This is a genomic window from Klebsiella aerogenes KCTC 2190, from assembly GCF_000215745.1.
Classification (GTDB): domain Bacteria; phylum Pseudomonadota; class Gammaproteobacteria; order Enterobacterales; family Enterobacteriaceae; genus Klebsiella; species Klebsiella aerogenes.
Genome location: NC_015663.1, coordinates 3538737 through 3558868 on the forward strand (window position 1 = coordinate 3538737; position 20132 = coordinate 3558868).

The following is a 20132-nucleotide window of genomic DNA, read 5'->3' on the forward strand; positions in this document are numbered from 1 at the left end:
CATGAAGAAAATGTTACGTTTTGTCCTGCTGTTAGTCGTGGTGTTCGGTATTGCCGCAGCGGCAGGTATGTGGAAAGTCCGCCAACTGGCAGATAGTAAGTTGCTTATTAAAGAAGAGACCATCTTCACCCTTGAGCCAGGAACCGGGCGAGTGGTGCTTGGCCAGCAGCTGTATGGCGATAAAATCATTAATCGTCCACGCGTATTCCAGTGGCTGCTGCGCGTCGAACCTGAACTTTCTCATTTCAAAGCGGGTACCTATCGCTTCACACCGCAAATGACGGTGCGCGAGATGCTGCAGCTTTTAGCGAGCGGTAAAGAAGCGCAGTTCCCGCTACGGTTTGTTGAAGGGATGCGCGTTAGCGACTATTTGCGTCAGCTGCGCGATGCGCCGTATGTGAAGCACACTTTAGAAGACGACAGTTACGAAACGGTCGCCAAAGCGCTGGGTCTTGAGCACGCCGATTGGGTTGAAGGTTGGTTATGGCCGGATACCTGGATGTACACCGCCAATACCAGCGATATCGCCATTCTTAAACGCGCGCACCAGAAAATGGTCGCTGCGGTAGCGAAAGCCTGGGAAGGGCGGGCGGATAATCTACCCTATAAAGATCAAAACCAGTTACTGACCATGGCCTCTATCGTTGAGAAAGAGACCGCGGTTCCTGCCGAGCGCGATCGCGTGGCGTCGGTCTTTATCAACCGTCTACGCATTGGCATGCGTTTGCAGACCGACCCTACCGTAATTTACGGCATGGGAGAGCGCTATAATGGTAAACTGTCGCGTAAAGATCTGGAGACGCCGACCGCCTATAACACCTATGTGATTAGCGGTATGCCGCCTGGACCCATAGCGGTTCCTGGTGAAGCGTCTCTCAATGCGGCAGCCCATCCGGCTAAAACGCCGTACCTCTATTTTGTTGCCGACGGAAAAGGCGGCCATACGTTCAATACCAATCTGGCCAGCCATAACCGTTCGGTTCAGGACTATTTAAAAGTACTTAAGGAAAAAAATGCGCAGTAACTATATCGTCATCGAAGGCCTGGAAGGGGCGGGGAAAACGACCGCACGCAATCTGGTCGTTGAGACACTCGAACAGCTGGGTATCCGCGATATGGTGTTTACCCGTGAACCGGGCGGTACCATCCTGGCTGAAAAACTGCGCAGCCTGGTGCTGGATATCCAGTCTACCGGCGATGAAGTCATTAACGATAAAGCGGAAGTGCTGATGTTTTACGCCGCCCGCGTACAGCTGGTGGAAACGGTGATTAAGCCTGCTCTGGCTCGCGGTCAATGGGTCATTGGCGACCGTCACGATCTCTCAACTCAGGCCTACCAGGGCGGGGGGCGCGGTATCGATCAGGGGATGCTGGCGACGCTACGCGATGCGGTACTCGGTGATTTTCGCCCTGATTTAACACTCTATCTTGACGTGACGCCGGAAGTTGGCCTTAAGCGCGCCCGCGCGCGAGGCGATCTGGATCGGATTGAGCAGGAGTCGATGAATTTCTTTAATCGTACCCGCGCGCGCTACCTTGAGCTGGCGGCGCAGGATCCGACTATCCGCACGGTGGATGCGACGCAGCCGCTGGAAGCGGTTGAGCGCGACATTCGCGCAGTTGTCACGCAATGGGTTGCGGAGCAGCGCGCATGAAATGGTATCCGTGGTTACGCCCGTCCTTCGAGCAGCTAGTCGCTGGTTATCAGGCAGGACGGGGTCACCATGCGTTATTACTCCAGGCATTACCGGGGATGGGGGGCGATGCGCTTATCTACGCGTTATGCCGTTTCCTGATGTGCCGCCAGCCGGAAGGGCATAAAAGCTGTGGCCATTGTCATAGCTGCCAGCTTATGCAGGCGGGGACCCATCCTGATTACTACACTCTGGTTCCGGAGAAGGGCAAGAGCGCGCTAGGCATCGATGCGGTGCGCGGCATCACTGAAAAACTCTATGAGCGTGCGCGTCTCGGCGGCGCGAAGGTGGTGTGGATCAACGATGCGACGTTGTTAACCGATGCCGCCGCCAATGCTTTGCTGAAGACGCTGGAAGAGCCGCCGGAAAATACCTGGTTTTTCCTGGCCTGCCCGGAGCCGGCGCGTCTGCTCGCCACCTTGCGCAGCCGGTGCTTCTCATATCACCTTACTCCGCCTTCTGAAGCCTGGGCGTTAGGGTGGTTAGCACGTGAAGTGACAATGTCACAAGAAGCTTTATTGGCCGCGTTGCGCCTCAGCGCTAACGCACCCGCGGCAGCGCTGGAGTTACTGCAAGAGGCTAACTGGGCTCCGCGACAACAGCTTTGCCAGGCGTTAGCCAGCGCGTTAACCAGCGGTGACTGGCTGTCATTATTGCCGGTTCTGAATCACGAACAGGCCCCGGTGCGTCTGCACTGGCTGGCATCGCTGTTGCTGGATGCGCAGAAGCGGCAACAGGGGATTACGCTTCTGAGTAATCCAGATGCCTGGACGCTGGTTAACCAACTGGCGCAAACACTTTCGGGCCCACGTCTTGAAGCTATCACGCGCGATGTTAGCGCCTGTCGCGAGCAGTTGCTGAGCGTGGTCGGCGTCAACCGCGAACTACTACTCACCGAGCGCCTCCTGCGCTGGGAACATTACCTGCAACCCGGGGCGGTTCTGCCCGTCTCACATCTCTGAGAATAAGAACATGTTTTTAGTCGATTCCCACTGCCATCTTGATGGCCTGGATTATCAAACGCTGCATAAAGATGTCGATGATGTGCTGGCGAAAGCCGCCGCGCGTGATGTTAAGTTTTGCCTGGCAGTCGCCACCACGCTGCCGGGATATCGCGGGATGCGCGAGTTAGTCGGCCAGCGAGAAAATGTCGTCTTTTCCTGCGGTGTTCATCCATTGAACCAGGATGAAGCGTATGACTTCGAAGAGCTGCGTTCGCTGGCGGCGGAAGAGGGCGTAGTGGCGATGGGGGAAACCGGGCTCGATTATTTTTATACCCCGGAAACGAAACTCCGCCAGCAGGAGTCTTTCCGCCAGCATATCCGCATTGGCCGCGAATTGAATAAGCCGGTGATTGTGCATACCCGCGATGCGCGCGCCGATACGCTGGCGATTTTACAGGAAGAAAAGGTGACGGATTGCGGTGGCGTACTACACTGTTTCACTGAAGACAGGGAGACAGCGGGTAAATTGCTGGACATGGGGTTTTATATTTCGTTTTCCGGTATCGTCACGTTCCGTAACGCGGAGCAGCTACGAGATGCCACGCGCTATGTTCCGCTCGATCGCTTGCTGGTAGAGACCGATTCGCCTTATCTGGCGCCGGTACCACATCGCGGTAAAGAGAACCAGCCGGCGATGGTGCGCGATGTCGCTGAATACATGGCGGTGCTGAAGGGCGTGTCGCTGGAGCAGCTCGCGCAACAAACCACCGATAACTTTGCCAGCTTGTTCCACATCGACCCTGCCAGACTGCAACCCGCCTGATCTTTCTATTATTTTAAGGCTCGTAATTAATAGTTAAAGCGAGTAAAGTTCACCGCCGCGACAGAGGCGGTGAGCGCATTTTTGCAACATACAGATACACATTATGTAAATCAGTGTAAATTTTTATATGTTGACTGAATGAAACGTGATAGCCGTCAAACAATGTACGCGTTAATTATTTTACTCTGTGTAATAAATAAAGGGCGCTTAGATGTCCTGTCCACGGCACGGTTCTCCCCCCGGGCCAATGCGTGAAAGCGTAAAAAAGTACCAAATACTCAGGAGCACTCTCAATTATGTTTAAGAATGCATTTGCTAACCTGCAGAAGGTCGGTAAATCGCTGATGCTGCCAGTATCCGTACTGCCTATTGCAGGTATCCTGCTGGGCGTCGGTTCTGCCAACTTCAGCTGGCTGCCAGCCGTGGTCTCCCACGTCATGGCGGAAGCAGGCGGTTCAGTTTTCGCCAATATGCCGCTGATCTTCGCAATCGGTGTTGCGCTTGGCTTCACCAATAACGACGGTGTATCCGCACTGGCTGCAGTCGTAGCTTACGGCATCATGGTGAAAACCATGGCGGTAGTCGCGCCGCTGGTTCTGCATTTACCTGCTGAGGAAATCGCAGCCAAACACCTGGCTGATACCGGTGTGCTTGGCGGTATTATCTCCGGTGCGATTGCAGCCTACATGTTCAACCGCTTCTACCGTATCAAGCTGCCTGAATATCTGGGCTTCTTCGCGGGCAAGCGTTTTGTGCCGATTATCTCTGGTCTCGCCGCTATCTTCACCGGCGTGATCCTGTCCTTCATCTGGCCGCCGATTGGTTCCGCCATCCAGACCTTCTCTCAGTGGGCTGCTTACCAGAACCCGGTTGTGGCGTTCGGTATCTACGGTTTCATCGAGCGTTGCCTGGTACCGTTTGGTCTGCACCATATCTGGAACGTACCTTTCCAGATGCAAATTGGTGAATACACCAACGCTGCAGGTCAGGTGTTCCATGGCGACATCCCTCGTTACATGGCAGGCGACCCGACTGCTGGTAAACTGTCTGGCGGCTTCCTGTTCAAAATGTACGGCCTGCCGGCTGCAGCTATCGCGATTTGGCACTCTGCTAAACCAGAAAACCGTGCCAAAGTCGGCGGTATTATGATCTCCGCGGCGCTGACCTCGTTCCTGACCGGTATTACCGAGCCGATCGAGTTCTCCTTCATGTTCGTTGCGCCGATCCTGTATATCATCCACGCGATTCTTGCAGGCCTGGCATTCCCGATCTGTATCCTGTTGGGTATGCGTGACGGGACGTCGTTCTCTCACGGTCTGATCGACTTTATCGTTCTTTCCGGCAACAGCAGCAAGCTGTGGCTGTTCCCGATTGTCGGTATTTGCTATGCGATCGTGTACTACGTGGTCTTCCGCGTGCTGATTAAAGCGCTGAACCTGAAAACTCCAGGCCGTGAAGATGCAACTGAAGACAGCAAATCCGCTGCGACCAGTGAAATGGCGCCGGCGCTGATTGCCGCCTTCGGTGGTAAAGAGAACATCACAAACCTCGACGCATGTATTACTCGTCTGCGCGTAAGCGTGGCTGACGTAGCGAAAGTTGATCAGGCTGGCCTGAAAAAACTGGGTGCTGCTGGCGTAGTTGTTGCAGGTTCCGGCGTTCAGGCTATTTTCGGCACCAAGTCCGATAACCTGAAAACCGAGATGGATGAGTACATCCGCAATAGCTAAGACGTAGTGTGGGGAGACTAAGGCAGCCAAATGGCTGCCTTTTTTACGTTGGTATTCTGGTCATTGTTTGGCAATACCCGGAAAATGGGGGAAATGCTTATTCCCTCAGCGGCTAAGTCTATAGTTGAATAAGAAAAACTGCATTCAGGTTGAAAGAGAGGGAGGAAGTCGCTCATACTCTTAGCTGATCCTGTGCATTCGTGTTTATCTGCAGAGGCAGGCCGGGGCACGGTATAAAACTAATAAGGAATCAGTCATGGCAGAAGAAACGATTTTCAGCAAAATCATTCGCCGGGAAATCCCGTCGGATATTGTGTATCAGGATGAACTGGTCACCGCTTTTCGCGATATCTCTCCGCAGGCGCCGACCCATATTCTGATTATCCCGAATATCCTGATTCCAACCGTAAATGACGTCACCGCCGAACACGAACAGGCGCTAGGCCGAATGATGACCGTCGCGGCGAAGATTGCCCGTGATGAAGGTCTGGCTGACGACGGCTACCGTCTTATCGTTAACTGCAACCGCCACGGCGGGCAGGAAGTTTACCATATTCATATGCACCTGTTGGGCGGCCGTCCGTTGGGCCCGATGCTGGCGCATAAAGGCTAAATCGATGCGTGCTGCTTATTCAGGCGTCCTGGTTCTGGCGGCGCTGTTGGCCGGATGTAGCTCGCACCCGGAAATTCCGGTTGGCGAGCAGCAGACGTTGGTGATGGAATCCAGCGTTCTGGCGGCTGGCATCAGCGCCGATCCGCCGTCGGTGACCGCTTCGGAAATTCAGGCCACCGCTACCTCAAGATTATTTAATGAACGGCAAGAGCCCATTACCGTGCACTACCGTTTTTTCTGGTATGACGCCCATGGGCTTGAGATGCATCCGCTGGACCCTGCGCGTAGCGTGACGGTTCCAGCACGCTCGTCCGTCGTGCTCTACGGCAGTGCCAATATTCTCGGGGCGCACAAAGCCCGCCTTTATCTTTATCTTTAAGAGGTCATCATAATGATTAAAATGTGTCGCTATGCGTTAATCACAGCACTGGCGATATTCCTGGCTGGCTGTGTGGGGCAACGTAATGAACCTGCGCCGGTCGAGGAGGCGAAGCCGAAGCCGGAACAACCTGCGCAGCCGCAGCCGACGGTGCCTGCCGTGCCGACGGTACCAACGCAGCCGGGGCCGATCGAACACGGCGGCGAACAGCCATCGCAGCCGTCTCAGCCTGCTCCGCGCGTTCGTCACTACAACTGGGACGCCGCCGTACAACCAATGGTCGGCCAGATGCTGCAGGCCGGCGGAGTGAACGCTGGCAGCATTCTGTTGGTGGATAGCGTCAATAACCGTACCAACGGATCGCTGAATGCGGCCGAAGCGACCTCCGCGCTGCGCAACGCGCTGGCGGGCAACGGCAAGTTTACGCTGGTATCGACTCAGCAGCTTGCGGTGGCTAAACAACAGCTGGGCCTGTCGGCGCAGGATAGTCTCGGCAGCCGCAGCAAAGCGATGGGGATTGCGCGCACCGTTGGCGCACAGTACGTGCTGTATTCCAACGCCACCGGCAACGTGAATGCGCCGGAGCTGAAAATGCAGCTGATGCTGGTGCAGTCCGGCGAGATTATCTGGTCAGGCAAAGGTGCGGTTCAGCAACAATAAGCTTACGCGCGACGAGCTCTTGTCGCGCTTCTTTCCTCGCTATTCACCTGTCGCCGCCTTGACTGAAAACGGTCTTAGCGGCGGCAGCTGCGTTATCAGCGATGGCGTCCGTCGGCTGGTGTTGCGCCAGCCTCACGATCCGCTGGCGCCGCTCAGCCATTTTCTGCGCCAGTACCGCGCGCTTCAGCACCTTCCGGCGTCGCTTTCGCCGGCGCCGGTGTTCTTTTCGCCACGCTGGATGGTGGTGGAGTATTGCGCAGGAGAAGTGAAAAGCGCGCTGCCGGAGTGCCCTTCGCTTGCCGGGTTATTGTATCATCTGCACCAACAGCCGCGTTTTGGCTGGCGCATCGAGCTGGCGCCGTTGCTTGAGTTGTACTGGCAGCAGTGCGATCCGACCAGGCGCACCGTTTTCTGGCTGCGCTGGCATAAACGGTTATTGCGCCAGCGTGAACCGCGGCCGTTGCGTTTAGCGCCTCTGCATATGGACGTCCACGCTGGTAATATTATTCATAGCCGCGACGGTCTGCGCTTGATTGACTGGGAGTATGCGGGAGACGGCGATATCGCGCTTGAACTGGCGGCGGTATGGTGCGATGCCCATACGCGTTGCCAGCTGCTCAATGAGTATTCGCGCTTTGCCCGAATTGATAAGCAGCAACTGCGGCGGCAAATACAGCGTTGGCGGCCGTGGGTCCTTATATTGATGGCGGGCTGGTATGAGCGGCGCTGGCAGCAGAGCGGCGACCGGCAATTTATTGCACTGGCGGATGCGACATGGCGTCAGTTAAAAACAGAAAATAAAGGATAAGAGAGGTCTGTGTGGGTCCGGTAATGTTGGATGTCGAAGGTTTTGAACTGGATGCGGAAGAGCGTGAGATTCTGGCTCATCCTTTGGTCGGCGGCTTAATTTTGTTTACCCGCAACTACCACGATCCGGCGCAGTTGCGCGAACTGGTACGCCAAATCCGCGAGGCCTCGCGTAATCATCTCGTGGTGGCGGTGGATCAGGAAGGTGGGCGTGTGCAGCGCTTTCGCGAAGGTTTTACCCGTCTGCCGGCCGCGCAGTCTTTTGCCGCGCTGCTGGGGGTGGAAGAGGGCGGTAAGCTCGCCGCAGAAGCCGGTTGGCTGATGGCCAGCGAAATGATTGCCATGGATATTGATATCAGCTTCGCGCCGGTGCTGGATGTGGGGCACATCAGCGCTGCGATCGGCGAACGCTCATGGCATGAAGACCCGCAAAAGGCGCTGGTGATGGCGCGTCATTTCATTGACGGTATGCATGCCGCCGGTATGAAAACCACCGGTAAACACTTCCCGGGCCACGGCGCGGTGACGGCGGATTCACACAAAGAGACACCGTTTGATCCGCGTCCGGCAGCGGAAATCCGTGCTAAAGATATGGCGGTGTTCAAGAGCCTGATCGATGAACAACGCCTGGATGCGATTATGCCGGCGCATGTGATTTACTCTGACATCGATCCGCGCCCGGCGAGTGGTTCAGAATACTGGCTGAAAACGGTGCTGCGCGGCGAGCTGGGCTTTGATGGCGTCATCTTCTCAGACGACCTGTCGATGGAAGGGGCGGCGATCATGGGCAGCTATGCTGAACGTGGGCAGGCATCGCTCGATGCCGGTTGCGATATGATCCTGGTCTGCAATAATCGTAAAGGCGCGGTGAGCGTATTGGATAACCTGTCCCCGATCAAAGCAGAGCGTGTTACAAAATTGTATCATAAAGGTTCATTTACCCGTCAGGAACTGCGAGATTCCGCTCGTTGGCAAACGGTAAGCGCACAGCTGGAACAGCTCCATGCGCGCTGGCAAGAAGCGAAGTCTGTGTAGTTAACCTGAAGGGCGTTGTTGTCTGGTGAGGATACGATGATTATCTATTTACACGGTTTTGACTCTAACAGCCCCGGTAACCATGAAAAGGTGCTGCAGCTGCAGTTTATCGACCCTGACGTGCGGTTGATTAGCTACAGTACGCTCCATCCAAAACATGATATGCAGCATTTGTTGAAGGAAGTCGACAAAATGCTGCAGCTCACTGCCGACGATCGGCCACTCATATGCGGCGTCGGGTTAGGCGGTTACTGGGCGGAAAGGATCGGTTTCCTCTGCGATATTCGGCAGGCCGTGTTCAACCCGAACCTGTTCCCCTACGAGAACATGGAAGGGAAAATCGACAGGCCGGAAGAGTATCAGGATATCGCCACCAAGTGCGTGAACAACTTCCGCGAAAAAAATCGCGACCGCTGCCTGGTGATGCTATCACGCCATGATGAGGCGCTGGATAGCCAACGCTCGGCTGAAGTGCTGCATCATTATTACGAAATCATCTGGGATGAAGAACAGACGCACAAATTTAAAAGTCTTTCACCGCATCTGCAGCGAATAAAGGCTTTTAAGACCCTCGGCTAACCTTGTTTTCACTTTCTCAGCCCGCCGTGTGCAAACGCCGCGGGCTTTTTCTTGTCCATAATTGACGTTGTTCGTTTAAAAAATATGCGGTAAAACTTGATGCACATCAATTTTGGTATGACCAATGTTCCGTTCATGCTATTCTCGGTCCTGCTGAATGGTTTCATTGCTGCAACTTGTTGTTAACTAAGAGCTATTTGGATAACTTTTAATTAACAATTGGTTAATACTTTTAGGGGGTCTTGTGACTACGCCATTGAAAAGAATCGTTATTGTAGGTGGTGGTGCCGGCGGACTGGAACTGGCTACTCAGTTGGGTAGAAAGCTGGGCCGCAACAAAAAAGCGAAAATTACGCTGGTGGATCGCAACCATAGCCACCTGTGGAAGCCGCTACTGCATGAAGTGGCGACCGGTTCTCTGGATGAGGGCGTTGATGCGCTGAGCTACCTGGCGCATGCGCGTAACCACGGTTTCCAGTTCCAGTTAGGATCGGTGGTGGATATCAATCGCGAAGGAAAGACCATTACTCTCGCGGAACTGCGCAACGAGAAAGGCGAGCTGTTGGTTGCCGAGCGTAAGCTGCCGTACGACACGCTGGTGATGGCGCTGGGTAGTACCTCAAATGACTTTAACACGCCAGGGGTGAAGGAAAACTGCATTTTCCTTGATAACCCGCACCAGGCGCGCCGTTTCCATCAGGAAATGCTTAACCTGTTCCTCAAGTATTCTGCAAACCTCGGCGCCAACGGTAAGGTCAATATCGCCATCGTTGGCGGCGGGGCTACCGGGGTTGAGCTGTCCGCCGAGCTACATAATGCGGTGAAACAGCTGCATAGCTATGGTTACAAAGGGTTGACCAACGAAGCGCTGAACGTGACGCTGGTTGAAGCCGGCGAACGTATTCTTCCGGCGCTGCCGCCGCGCATTTCCGGCGCCGCGCACAATGAACTGACTAAGCTTGGCGTACGTGTCCTGACGCAGACCATGGTGACCAGCGCAGACGTTAACGGCCTGCACACTAAAGATGGTCAATTTATTGATGCCGACCTGATGGTGTGGGCGGCGGGCATCAAAGCGCCTGATTTCATGAAAGAGATTGGCGGCCTGGAGACCAACCGCATTAACCAACTGGTGGTGGAGCCGACGCTGCAGACAACGCGTGATCCGGATATCTACGCTATCGGCGATTGTGCCTCATGCGCTCGTCCGGAAGGCGGCTTTGTACCTCCACGCGCCCAGGCGGCGCACCAGATGGCGACCTGCGCGTTGAATAACATTCTGGCGCAGATGAAAGGTAAAGCGCTGAAACCGTATGTCTATAAAGATCACGGTTCACTGGTCTCCCTGTCGAACTACTCCACCGTTGGCAGCCTGATGGGTAACCTGATGCGTGGCTCGATGATGGTTGAAGGGCGAATTGCGCGCTTCGTGTATATCTCGCTGTACCGCATGCATCAGATTGCGTTACACGGCTATTTCAAGACCGGCCTGATGATGTTGGTAGGACGTATTAACCGCATCATTCGTCCGCGTCTCAAGCTGCACTAAGCTGTCAGCAATCAGGATAGCGCCATCGCGGCGCTATCCTGAAAACACAGCATATCCTTCTGCCAGAATCGCTAATTCCTGTTAGGAATCCTCTGAATCCCCTTGATTTGCCGTAGGTTCCCGCATTTTTCATCCGCTTTCTGATTTGCATACCCCCTGAGCAGCACGCAGAATTGCTAGTAACAGCAATGAAGGAGGAATTCCCGTGAATAAATCAATGTTGGCGGGTATTGGGATTGGCGTTGCCGCCGCGTTGGGCGTCGCCGCCGTTGCCGGTCTCAATGTATTAGATCGTGGCCCGCAATATGCGCAAGTGGTGTCCAGTACGCCGATAAAAGAAAGCATAAAAACGCCGCGCCAGGAATGCCGTAACGTGACCGTTACCCATCGTCGTCCGGTGCAGGATGAAAACCGTATTGCCGGTTCCGTTCTCGGCGCGGTCGCCGGGGGCGTGATTGGCCACCAGTTTGGCGGCGGGCGAGGGCGTGATGTCGCTACCGTGGTTGGCGCGCTGGGCGGCGGCTATGCCGGTAACCAAATTCAGGGCTCGATGCAGGATAACGACACCTATACCACCACCCAGCAGCGCTGTAAGACGGTTTACGACAAGTCGGAAAAAATGCTCGGTTATGATGTCACCTATAAAATCGGCGACCAGCAGGGCAAAATCCGCATGGACCACCAGCCGGGGGCGCAAATCCCGCTGGACAGCAACGGTCAGCTGATTCTGAATAACAAAGCGTAAAACAGCAGTTTTAAGCTATTAGCCCCTCAATCACTCAGGCTGAGGGGCTTTTTTTATTAGAACGTTAACGCGTAGTTCAGGCCGAAGGTCCGGCCACGGCCTTTATATTCGTACAGCCCGGCGCTGCCATAGGTTGGACTGTACAATAGCGGCGCGCGCTGTCCCCAGATGGTGACGTAATCTTCGTTCAGCAAGTTTTCGATGCTAAAGGTCAGTTTACCCACCGGCAGCAAATAGCTACCGATAAAATCGACGGTATTGTACCCATCAAGCTTATTGCCGCTGGCATCGCTTAAATCAAATACCTGCTGGCTTTGCACGCGTAGCGACCACGGGTCCGGCGCCCAGCCGACCCAGGCGGTGGCTTTCGACGGCGAGGCCAGGGTGACGTCCCACTTCTGCCAACTGCCATCGGTTTTTACTTGCGATTTCAGCACGTTGAAGTTAGCGCCCAGGCTCCAGTCGCTATCAGGCACGAAGTAGTCCACCGCGCCTTCCACGCCGTAAATGCGTCGTTTATCCGATTGCACATCAATGGTCATATCACTGCGGTTAACTACGATGGTTTTGTCTGATGTCGAGTAATAAGCGGCAAGCTGGGTGCGCAGGTTGTCGCCGGTGTAACGCCAGCCCAGCTCCCAGGAGTTAACTTTAATCCCCTGTAGCGGCGAGTCGCCGACGTTAACGCTCGAGACCAGCGGCAGATGGCCGTCGACCGCGGCGCCGTAGCTGCCGATACCGTAATATTTGCCCGGATCCGGTAGTTCGACGCCCTGAGAGAAGTTAAACCAGGTCTGCTGGCGTTCGGTAATGTGGGCGACGATCCCGGCATTAAAGAGGAAGTTATCATAATCGGTCTTACCGCCAGGAATGGCATCCGCCGACTGATATTTGCCTTTAGCGACATCCTGCTGCTGCGCGTAGCCGACAAAATCATCGACGCGGTTTTCCGTCCATTGATAGCGCACGCCGCCGCTAAGGGTGAAGATGTCGTTCAGGTCATAGCTGGTTTGCAGGAACGGCGCGAGATTGGTGATGCTGTAGCCTGGATAGCGGCCGGTGGTGTAGGCTGACTGATTATTCAGGCCGCCGGAAGCCATTGCTTTATCCAGGTCGAAGAACATTTGGTTGGAGTTGAAGGTTTCATGGTCGGCATCAACGCCCCAGGTCAGATCCCATCCCGTCAGCGGCTGGCTGTTGAAGGTGATCTTAGCGCCGTACTGATCGGTATCCTGCTGTGAAGCGGAAAAACTGCTGATTTGCCCTTTGCTCAGGGCCGGGAAGGGGTAGAAGGTCAGTGATTCGTCGCGGTAATAAATCTGGCTGACCAGATTCTGGCCGAAGAAGTCGGCGTCGGAGTATTGCAGACTGATCAAATGACGCTCGGTACCAGGCACGCGATCGGAGTTAAGCCCGTTAGAGGTCCAGGCTTTACTTTCGCCAAGTACCGCTGACATATCTTTGCCCAAATTCAGACCATAATCATCGCCCTGGCTTTTATAGTACTGCGTGACAAGCTGGAGCTGGCGCTGGTCATCGATTTCGATGGTTCCGGTACCCATCACGTCGAGTCGGTCCGAATGCTGTAAGCCGGTTTGCGTATTATCGAGGATCAGCGCGTCATTGTTGCCGTCATACCAGCCGCCGAAGCGCTGATAGGCCACCGACAATCGGCCGGAAGCATGATCGGTACCCCCGCTGACGGCCGCCGCTACTCGTTCATCATGATCGTTGCTATTGGCAAAGCCGGTTTTACCACCCAGCTCCAGATCCACCTGGCGTTCCTGCTGGCCTTTTTTCGTGACGATATTAATCAGACCGCCGGTACTGCCGCCGCCGTATAACGACGTGGCGCCGGAAATAACTTCAATATGTTCGATGTTAAACGGATCGATGGCGTCAAGCTGGCGGCTATCGGTACGCGATGAATTGAGACGCACGCCGTCGATGAGCACGACGATGGCGCGTCCGCGCATGTTCATGCCGTAGTTGGTACGCCCCTGGCTGCTGACATCTATCCCGGGGATCAGCTGCGCGAGGACATCTTTAAACTCTTTACCACCCTGAACCTGTTGCTCAATCTCCTGGCCTTCAATCACCCAGGTGGTTTGCGCCATCTCGGCGACGGTTCGGTGGTTACGGTTGGCGCTGACGATAATATCGTCTTCATCGGCGGCCTGCGCGGTAAAGGCTGGCAGGGCGGTGGCCAGCAGCAGGGGATTGAGCAGCCAGAGGCGCTTGTTCATTCGCATTCCTTGATATGAGTTAGTCAGTACTGTTGTTATTTTTTTCAGCCACAGGCGCGGCTGTTACAGCGTGAAACATATAGAAAGACAAATGCGAATTTTGCACATATTGATTATCGTTATCAATATCATTTACAACAAATCAACATAATGAAAATATTGAGAAAAGTAAGGGTATTCAGCAGATGGGGAAAAAACCGGCGAGCGACGGCCGCCGGTAGGGGATTAAGGTTGCAGGATTTGCGGCCACAGGCGCAGCGTCGTGTCACTAATCTGTTTCAGAGTGGCAAAATCAGCGCCTTCGCGCGCACTGATCGACATTCCTTGCAGCATGCAGTTTAAAAACTGCGCCAGCTGCAAGACATTGCCCTGCGCAGGGAGTTCGCCGCGTTGTTGACGCTGCTGTAAAAATTGCGTCAACGTTTGTTCCTGCACCGCGTGCCGCGACTTAATGGTGTTGGCGATATCGGTTGAAGAGGCGGCCAGCGCCGCGGAGGTGTTAATCATAAAACAGCCTGCCGGGGTATCTTTGCTGGTAAAGCAGGTGGCGACAGCGGTGAAATAGTCGCGCAGCGCCTGATCGACGGTTTTGTGGTCATCGAATAGCAGGGCTTCGTGTTTGGCGGCGAAGCGGGAAATGTAGCGATCCAGCACCGCGCGGAATAAGCCTTCTTTGTTCACGAACTCGGCGTATAGCGTCGGGGCTTTCGCACCGGTCGCTTCGACGAGATCGGCCAGCGAAGTTGCTTCATAGCCGTGCTGCCAGAAAAGTGTCATGGCCTTGTCCAGCGCCGCGTCCCTGTCGAACACTTTAGGTCGGCCACGGCTTTTTTTTGCGCAACTTTGAACGTCAGTTGTCATGATGCCGTTGTACCTATGTTGGGTTGTTGAACGGCCATTATAAAAATAAACGCGTCACGCTACCAGCGGCAGAAGTCCAAAAATAAATAATTCATATATGTATGAAAATTAAGCATTTTATAAATAGTTAAATGATCGTTATAAAAATGAGTTGACCTGTGACATGGATCACATTATCATTTACCTATCGATCGTTAAGTTAATTCTTGCGACCCTACTATAAAAATCATCTGCATAGGTATAATAATCATGAAAAACGTCCAAAAACTGGCACTTGCTGCCGTACTGAGCTCACTCTCATTCGCAAGTTTCGCCGCTGTTGAGGTGCAATCCACCCCAGCAGGTCAACATAAAATCGGTACCGTTTCCGCATCCGCCGGCACCAATCTGGGTTCGCTTGAAGAGCAGCTGGCGCAGAAAGCCGACGAGATGGGGGCGACCTCTTACCGTATTACCTCGGTAACCGGTCCTAATACCCTGCACGGTACCGCAGTTATCTATAAATAAATGTTGTAACCCCTGTCATGCCACTGACAAAACGCGTTCCTGACCCCCTTCAGCAGAACGCGTGTAGTAAGCAGTAAAAGTCGTTCCCTTTGTTATGCCACTCTCGCGACGCGGTCCACACCCCTTCATGGGACCGCGCCCCGCGAAACCTCGTCAGCGAAGCTGGCGATTGCCACAAAAAACCCGCCGTGCCTGGCGGGTTTTTTACATTCTACCATCCGGAAATGCACTACATGGCTTGCTCAGCGGGAAGCTGATGGCGGGTCACATCGACCGGCATTCCGGAGCGCAGCTCCATCGCGTATTCCATCACCTGCTGATTGGTCTGCGGTGCCTGTTTAAAGTTCTTCATGCCGGCATTCAGGACGATTGGCAGCGTCTGCGGATCGTCATTGATATGTTCGGACAGCGGCTGGTGGACTTCCACCAGACGGGTACCGTTTGGCTCTACCGAAACTTTGATAGGTTCGTTGATGATATTCACCCTGGTGCCCGGCGTGATTTTGTTATACAGAGACTTTATATCAGCATCGCGCAGGCGGATACAGCCTGAACTGACGCGCATCCCGATACCAAAATCGGCGTTGGTGCCGTGCAGTAGATAGACGCCGCCGTAGGCCGCGAGACGAATCGCGTGATGTCCCATCGGGTTATTCGGCCCGGCAGGGACTACAGCCGGCAAATCGATCCCCATCGCTTTATATCGCGCGCGGATGTTGGCGGTTGGTGTCCAGGTGGGGTTGGCGCGCTTATCGGAAACGGTAGTGACCATCGTCGGGGTCAGGGTATCGCCGCCAAGCTGGCCGATACCTATTGGATAAACGGTCACGCTATTCTGTCCAGGTGGATAGTAGTACAGGCGCAGCTCGGCGATATTGAGCACCAGACCTTCACGGGGGGCGTCAGGCAGCAGCGTCTGCAGCGGGATGGTCAGCACGCTACCGGCGCGCGGCACATAAGGATCGACCCCGGGATTAGCCTGCAGCAGCGCGAGAAAACCAACGTTGTATTTTTTGGCAATCGCTTCCAGCGATCCGCCGTTATCCTGCACTACATGAAACTGATTCTGCCCGACCAGACGGCTACCGCTCGGCGGTAACGGCCAGGTATTGGCGCGGGCGGGAAGGGCCAGCGTCGCCGCGAGAGCGAATGCCGTAAGCCAGGTTGAAACACGCGAGATATTTATCATTACCATAATTCCACAATAAATAAATGGTTATTTTTATAAGATAATCAATGTCAATTATGGCGCGGGAGAGTGTTGGGAAATCCAGGTGGATTGCAAAATGTTTGTAAAGTTTGCTAACTGTGACAGGTAAAGAGATGCGGTTCTGACAACCGCATCTCATTTTTTATCAAGCGGTGGCGTTTTCTTCCAGTTGACGCATAAACTGGCGTACCCAGTCCATACGTGTTTTACGCTCATCCAGCTCCTGGAAAAATTTAAGACGAGTTGGCCCATCCAGCCGGTAATGCTGCGGCTGCTTCTGCAGCAGACCGATAAGCCAGACCGGGTTCACATTATTTTTCTCGTTAAACTCGATCACGCCGCCTTTTTCATTGCACTCCAGCTTACGGATCCCCAGCTTTTGCGCCTGCTGGCGTAGGCGCGTGATATCCAGCAAATTACGCGCCGCATCCGGCAATGTGCCAAAGCGATCGATCAGCTCGACTTTGATCTCATCGAGATCGTGTTCGTTTTTGGTGCTGGCGATACGCTTATAGAACGACAGACGGGTGTTCACGTCGGGAATAAAGTCATCCGGCAGCAGCGCCGGCATGCGCAGCTCCACTTCCGTCTGCTGGCTGGTGAGATCTTCCAGCGACGGCTCGCGACCCTCTTTCAGGGCATCGACGGCGTTCTCCAGCAGTTCCATATACAGCGAGAAGCCGATGGTTTCCATCTGTCCGCTCTGGCCTTCTCCCAGCAGTTCGCCGGCGCCGCGAATTTCAAGATCGTGGGTCGCAAGGGCAAAGCCGGCGCCGAGGTCTTCCAGCGAAGCGATAGCTTCCAGGCGTTTCTGCGCGTCGGTAGTCATCGCTTTCGGATGTGGGGTGAGTAGCCAGGCGTAGGCCTGATGGTGCGAACGACCCACGCGGCCACGCAGCTGGTGCAGCTGGGCAAGGCCGAAGTGATCGGCGCGCTCAATGATGATGGTATTGGCGGTCGGGATATCGATGCCGGTTTCAATAATTGTCGTACAGACCAGCACGTTAAAACGCTGGTGATGGAAATCATTCATCACCCGTTCCAGTTCGCGTTCGCGCATCTGGCCGTGACCGATGGCAATTCGCGCCTCCGGCACCAGTTCCGCCAGACGATCCGCCGCTTTCTGAATATTTTCAACATCGTTATACAGATAGTAAACCTGACCGCCGCGCAGGACTTCACGCAGGATCGCCTCGCGAACCACCAGCGCGTCATATTCGCGGACAAAGGTTTTTACCGCCAGACGGCGAGCTGGCGGGGTGGCGATAATGGACAGATCGCGCATTCCGCTCATCGCCATATTAAGCGTACGCGGAATAGGCGTGGCGGTCAGCGTCAGGATATCGACGTCCGCGCGCATCGCCTTGATGCGTTCTTTATGACGCACCCCGAAGCGGTGTTCTTCATCGACGATAAGCAGACCCAGGTCGCGCAGCTTGACTTCATTTTGCAGCAGCTTATGGGTGCCGATCAGAATATCGATTTTACCTTCTGCCGCCTGTTCGAGGATCTGCGCCTGCTCTTTGGCGCTGCGGAAACGCGATAGCATCTCAATGCGTACCGGCCAGTTGGCGAAGCGGTCGCGGAAGTTATCGTAGTGCTGCTGGGCGAGCAGGGTGGTCGGCACCAGCACGGCCACCTGTTTGTGGTTTTCGACGGCGAGGAAGGCGGCGCGCATCGCCACTTCGGTTTTCCCGAAGCCAACGTCGCCGCACACCAGGCGGTCCATTGCCAGCGGCTGGCACATATCGCTGAGAACGGCGTTGATTGCCTGCGCCTGATCTGGTGTGGTTTCGAACGGGAAACCGTCGCAGAATAATTGATACTGCTCGCGGTCATGCTTAAAGGCGAAGCCTTCTTTGGCCGCGCGCTGGGCGTAGATATCCAGCAGTTCGGCGGCGACGTCGCGCACTTTCTCCGCCGCTTTTTGCCTTGCCCGCGCCCAGGCATCGCCGCCCAGTTTGTGTAGCGGCGCATTTTCTTCCGCCCCGCCGGCGTAGCGGCTAATCAAATGCAGTGACGATACCGGGACGTACAGTTTGGCGTCGTTGGCGTAGGTCAGCATCAGATATTCGCCTTTGATGCCCCCGGCTTCGAGGGTGGTCATCCCCGCATAACGACCCACCCCATGTTCAAGGTGCACCACCGGCTGTCCGATATGCAGTTCCGCCAGGTTGCGAATGAGCGTATCGGGGTTGATGGTACGGCGGGAATCCTGACGGCGGCGGGCGACGCGTTCGCCCAGCAGATCGCTTTCGCAAATCAGCGCCAGATTAGCCTGGCTGTCGATAAATCCGTGCTCGGCGGCGCCGATCATCAGGAAACGACCATTTCCGCTGGCTTCCTGCAGGCGCAATATATGTTTTGGCGCAACTTTGATGCGCGCCAGCATTTCGCCCAGCGCCTCGCGGCGGCCTTCGCTTTCAACGGAGAAAATCACCGGGCCGCTGAAGGATTCAAGGAAGCGTCGCAGGTTGTCCAGCGGCGCTTTATTCTGCGCCTGAATCGCCAACTCGGGCAGGGGTTGATAGCCGAGATTAGTATGAGCGGCTTTCTCCGCCAGACGCTCGGTTTTTAACTGGACCCGCGGCCATTTTTTCAGCTCGCTAAAAAGTTCGTCGCTGCGCAGCCACAGTTGTTCCGGCGGTAGCAGCGGGCGCATCGGATCGACGCCGCGGTTTTCAAAGCGGGCGCGGGTTTCATTCTGGAAACGCTCGGCGCTGTGCTCCAGATCGCCGGTATTCACAATCAGCGTACTGGAGGGGAAATAGCTAAACAGCGGCGGCAGCGGCTCGTTGAAGAACAGCGGTTGCCAGTATTCGATCCCGGCGGGCAGGGTACCTTTGCTTACCTGCTGGTAGATATGTTCCGGATCGCGCTTCACGTCAAAGCGATCGCGCCACTGGCTGCGGAACAGTTCGATCGCCGCCTGGTCGGTTGGGAACTCATGCGCCGGCAGCAAATTGATGGCCTCGACTTCTTCCAGAGTACGCTGGCTATCAACATCGAATAACCGCAGGCTGTCTATTTCGTCATCGAAGAAATCGAGGCGATAGGGCTGCTCGCTGCCCATCGGGAAGAGGTCGAGCAGGGCGCCGCGGGTCGCGTATTCGCCGTGTTCCATTACCTGATCGACATGGCGGTAACCGGCGCTGTCCAACTGCGTGCGTAGCGCATCGCGCGACAGACGTTGCCCTTTTTTCATTACCAGCGCGTGACCGTGCAGATAATTATGCGGGCAGACCTTCTGCATCAGAGTGCTGACCGGAACGATAAGCACGCCGCGCTGCATGGTCGGCAACTGGTATAAAGTCGCAAGGCGCGAAGAGATAATATCCTGATGTGGCGAAAAGCTATCGTAGGGCAGGGTTTCCCAGTCAGCGAGGCCGATCACCATGCTATCGGTAAATTGCCTGATTTCATCATTCAAACGCAGGGCGTTTTGCATGTCAGGCGCCACCAGCACCACCGGGCCATGATGGCGTTCGGCCATTTCGGCTACCAGCGTGGCGCAGGCGGCGCCGGTGAGTTCGCCAAGCTGGCGCTGATCGCCGGCTTTGACCGGCAGAGTATAGCGATATTGTTCAGGCATAACGGTTGTCAGGATCCCTTAGCGCCTATCCCATCAGGCGATTGTGTGTACTGTTTGGCCGCAGTCGGCCAACTCGCTCTTCGATGTAGGGGCAAATTGCTGATATTCAATGTCTCTGATTATCCGCAATTGGTCTGATTTCGCCAACCCGAATGGCC

General features: G+C 55.1%; 18 protein-coding genes and 1 pseudogene. 14 read left to right on the top strand and 5 right to left on the bottom strand.

The genetic code is table 11. The features are described 5' to 3' along the window. Position 1: 1 nt before the first annotated feature. From yceG to EAE_RS16735, 13 genes are all read left to right on the top strand, one after another. On the top strand, positions 2-1024 hold the full coding sequence (yceG, locus tag EAE_RS16675; RefSeq protein WP_020079144.1) for a cell division protein YceG: 1023 nt from the start codon (positions 2-4) through the stop codon (positions 1022-1024). Continuing rightward, positions 1014-1655: a dTMP kinase gene (gene tmk / locus EAE_RS16680; protein WP_015705040.1), complete on the top strand. Its 642-nt coding sequence runs from the start codon at positions 1014-1016 to the stop codon at positions 1653-1655. Before yceG ends, tmk begins: the two co-directional genes overlap by 11 nt. After that, the gene (gene holB, locus EAE_RS16685; RefSeq protein ID WP_032711395.1) at positions 1652-2656 is read left to right on the top strand and encodes a DNA polymerase III subunit delta'; all 1005 of its coding nucleotides are present in this window, start codon (positions 1652-1654) and stop codon (positions 2654-2656) included. The genes tmk and holB overlap by 4 nt, the downstream gene beginning before the upstream one ends. A 10-nt stretch (positions 2657-2666) precedes the next feature. Beyond that, on the top strand, positions 2667-3461 hold the full coding sequence (locus tag EAE_RS16690; protein ID WP_015705042.1) for a metal-dependent hydrolase: 795 nt from the start codon (positions 2667-2669) through the stop codon (positions 3459-3461). Positions 3462-3757: 296 nt separating this feature from the next. After that, positions 3758-5191, top strand: a complete 1434-nt coding sequence (gene ptsG / locus EAE_RS16695) for a PTS glucose transporter subunit IIBC (RefSeq protein ID WP_015367184.1) — start codon at positions 3758-3760, stop codon at positions 5189-5191. 256 nt (positions 5192-5447) lie between these two features. After that, a complete protein-coding gene (gene hinT, locus EAE_RS16700) occupies positions 5448-5804 on the top strand; it encodes a purine nucleoside phosphoramidase (protein WP_015705043.1) in 357 nt (118 codons plus the stop codon). A gap of 4 nt (positions 5805-5808) precedes the next feature. Continuing rightward, complete coding sequence (locus EAE_RS16705; protein ID WP_015367182.1) at positions 5809-6183, top strand: YcfL family putative periplasmic lipoprotein; 375 nt, start codon at positions 5809-5811, stop codon at positions 6181-6183. 21 nt (positions 6184-6204) lie between these two features. After that, positions 6205-6843 (top strand): penicillin-binding protein activator LpoB, encoded by a 639-nt coding sequence (gene lpoB / locus EAE_RS16710; protein ID WP_161798798.1) that lies wholly within the window; start codon positions 6205-6207, stop codon positions 6841-6843. Next, a complete protein-coding gene (gene thiK / locus EAE_RS16715) occupies positions 6824-7651 on the top strand; it encodes a thiamine kinase (RefSeq protein ID WP_015705044.1) in 828 nt (275 codons plus the stop codon). Before lpoB ends, thiK begins: the two co-directional genes overlap by 20 nt. Before the next feature lie 23 nt (positions 7652-7674). After that, positions 7675-8685, top strand: a complete 1011-nt coding sequence (gene nagZ, locus EAE_RS16720) for a beta-N-acetylhexosaminidase (RefSeq protein ID WP_162778476.1) — start codon at positions 7675-7677, stop codon at positions 8683-8685. A 36-nt stretch (positions 8686-8721) separates the two neighbouring features. After that, on the top strand, positions 8722-9264 hold the full coding sequence (gene ycfP, locus EAE_RS16725; RefSeq protein WP_015367178.1) for an alpha/beta hydrolase YcfP: 543 nt from the start codon (positions 8722-8724) through the stop codon (positions 9262-9264). Between the two features lie 244 nt (positions 9265-9508). Beyond that, on the top strand, positions 9509-10813 hold the full coding sequence (locus tag EAE_RS16730; RefSeq protein ID WP_015367177.1) for an NAD(P)/FAD-dependent oxidoreductase: 1305 nt from the start codon (positions 9509-9511) through the stop codon (positions 10811-10813). A gap of 205 nt (positions 10814-11018) precedes the next feature. After that, entirely contained in the window at positions 11019-11558 is a 540-nt protein-coding gene (locus EAE_RS16735; protein WP_048228651.1) for a glycine zipper 2TM domain-containing protein, read from the top strand. Between the two features lie 56 nt (positions 11559-11614). Here the strand turns inward: EAE_RS16735 and EAE_RS16740 are convergent, their stop codons facing one another. From EAE_RS16740 to EAE_RS25265, 3 genes and pseudogenes are all read right to left on the bottom strand, one after another. Beyond that, positions 11615-13804, bottom strand: coding sequence for a TonB-dependent siderophore receptor (locus EAE_RS16740; RefSeq protein WP_015705048.1), 2190 nt, complete (start codon positions 13802-13804; stop codon positions 11615-11617). Positions 13805-14029: 225 nt separating this feature from the next. Further along, the gene (locus EAE_RS16745) at positions 14030-14665 is read right to left on the bottom strand and encodes a TetR/AcrR family transcriptional regulator (RefSeq protein ID WP_015705049.1); all 636 of its coding nucleotides are present in this window, start codon (positions 14663-14665) and stop codon (positions 14030-14032) included. Between the two features lie 62 nt (positions 14666-14727). Continuing rightward, positions 14728-14790: pseudogene (locus tag EAE_RS25265) on the bottom strand (hypothetical protein); the annotation flags it as partial. Between the two features lie 124 nt (positions 14791-14914). On the opposite strand from EAE_RS25265, the gene bhsA reads away from it, so the two are divergent. Next, on the top strand, positions 14915-15172 hold the full coding sequence (bhsA, locus tag EAE_RS16750) for a multiple stress resistance protein BhsA (RefSeq protein ID WP_015705050.1): 258 nt from the start codon (positions 14915-14917) through the stop codon (positions 15170-15172). Positions 15173-15401: 229 nt separating this feature from the next. Here the strand turns inward: bhsA and ldtC are convergent, their stop codons facing one another. Beyond that, the gene (ldtC, locus tag EAE_RS16755) at positions 15402-16361 is read right to left on the bottom strand and encodes a L,D-transpeptidase LdtC (protein ID WP_015705051.1); all 960 of its coding nucleotides are present in this window, start codon (positions 16359-16361) and stop codon (positions 15402-15404) included. 166 nt (positions 16362-16527) lie between these two features. Continuing rightward, positions 16528-19974 (bottom strand): transcription-repair coupling factor, encoded by a 3447-nt coding sequence (gene mfd, locus EAE_RS16760; RefSeq protein ID WP_015705052.1) that lies wholly within the window; start codon positions 19972-19974, stop codon positions 16528-16530. Positions 19975-20132 lie beyond the last annotated feature (158 nt).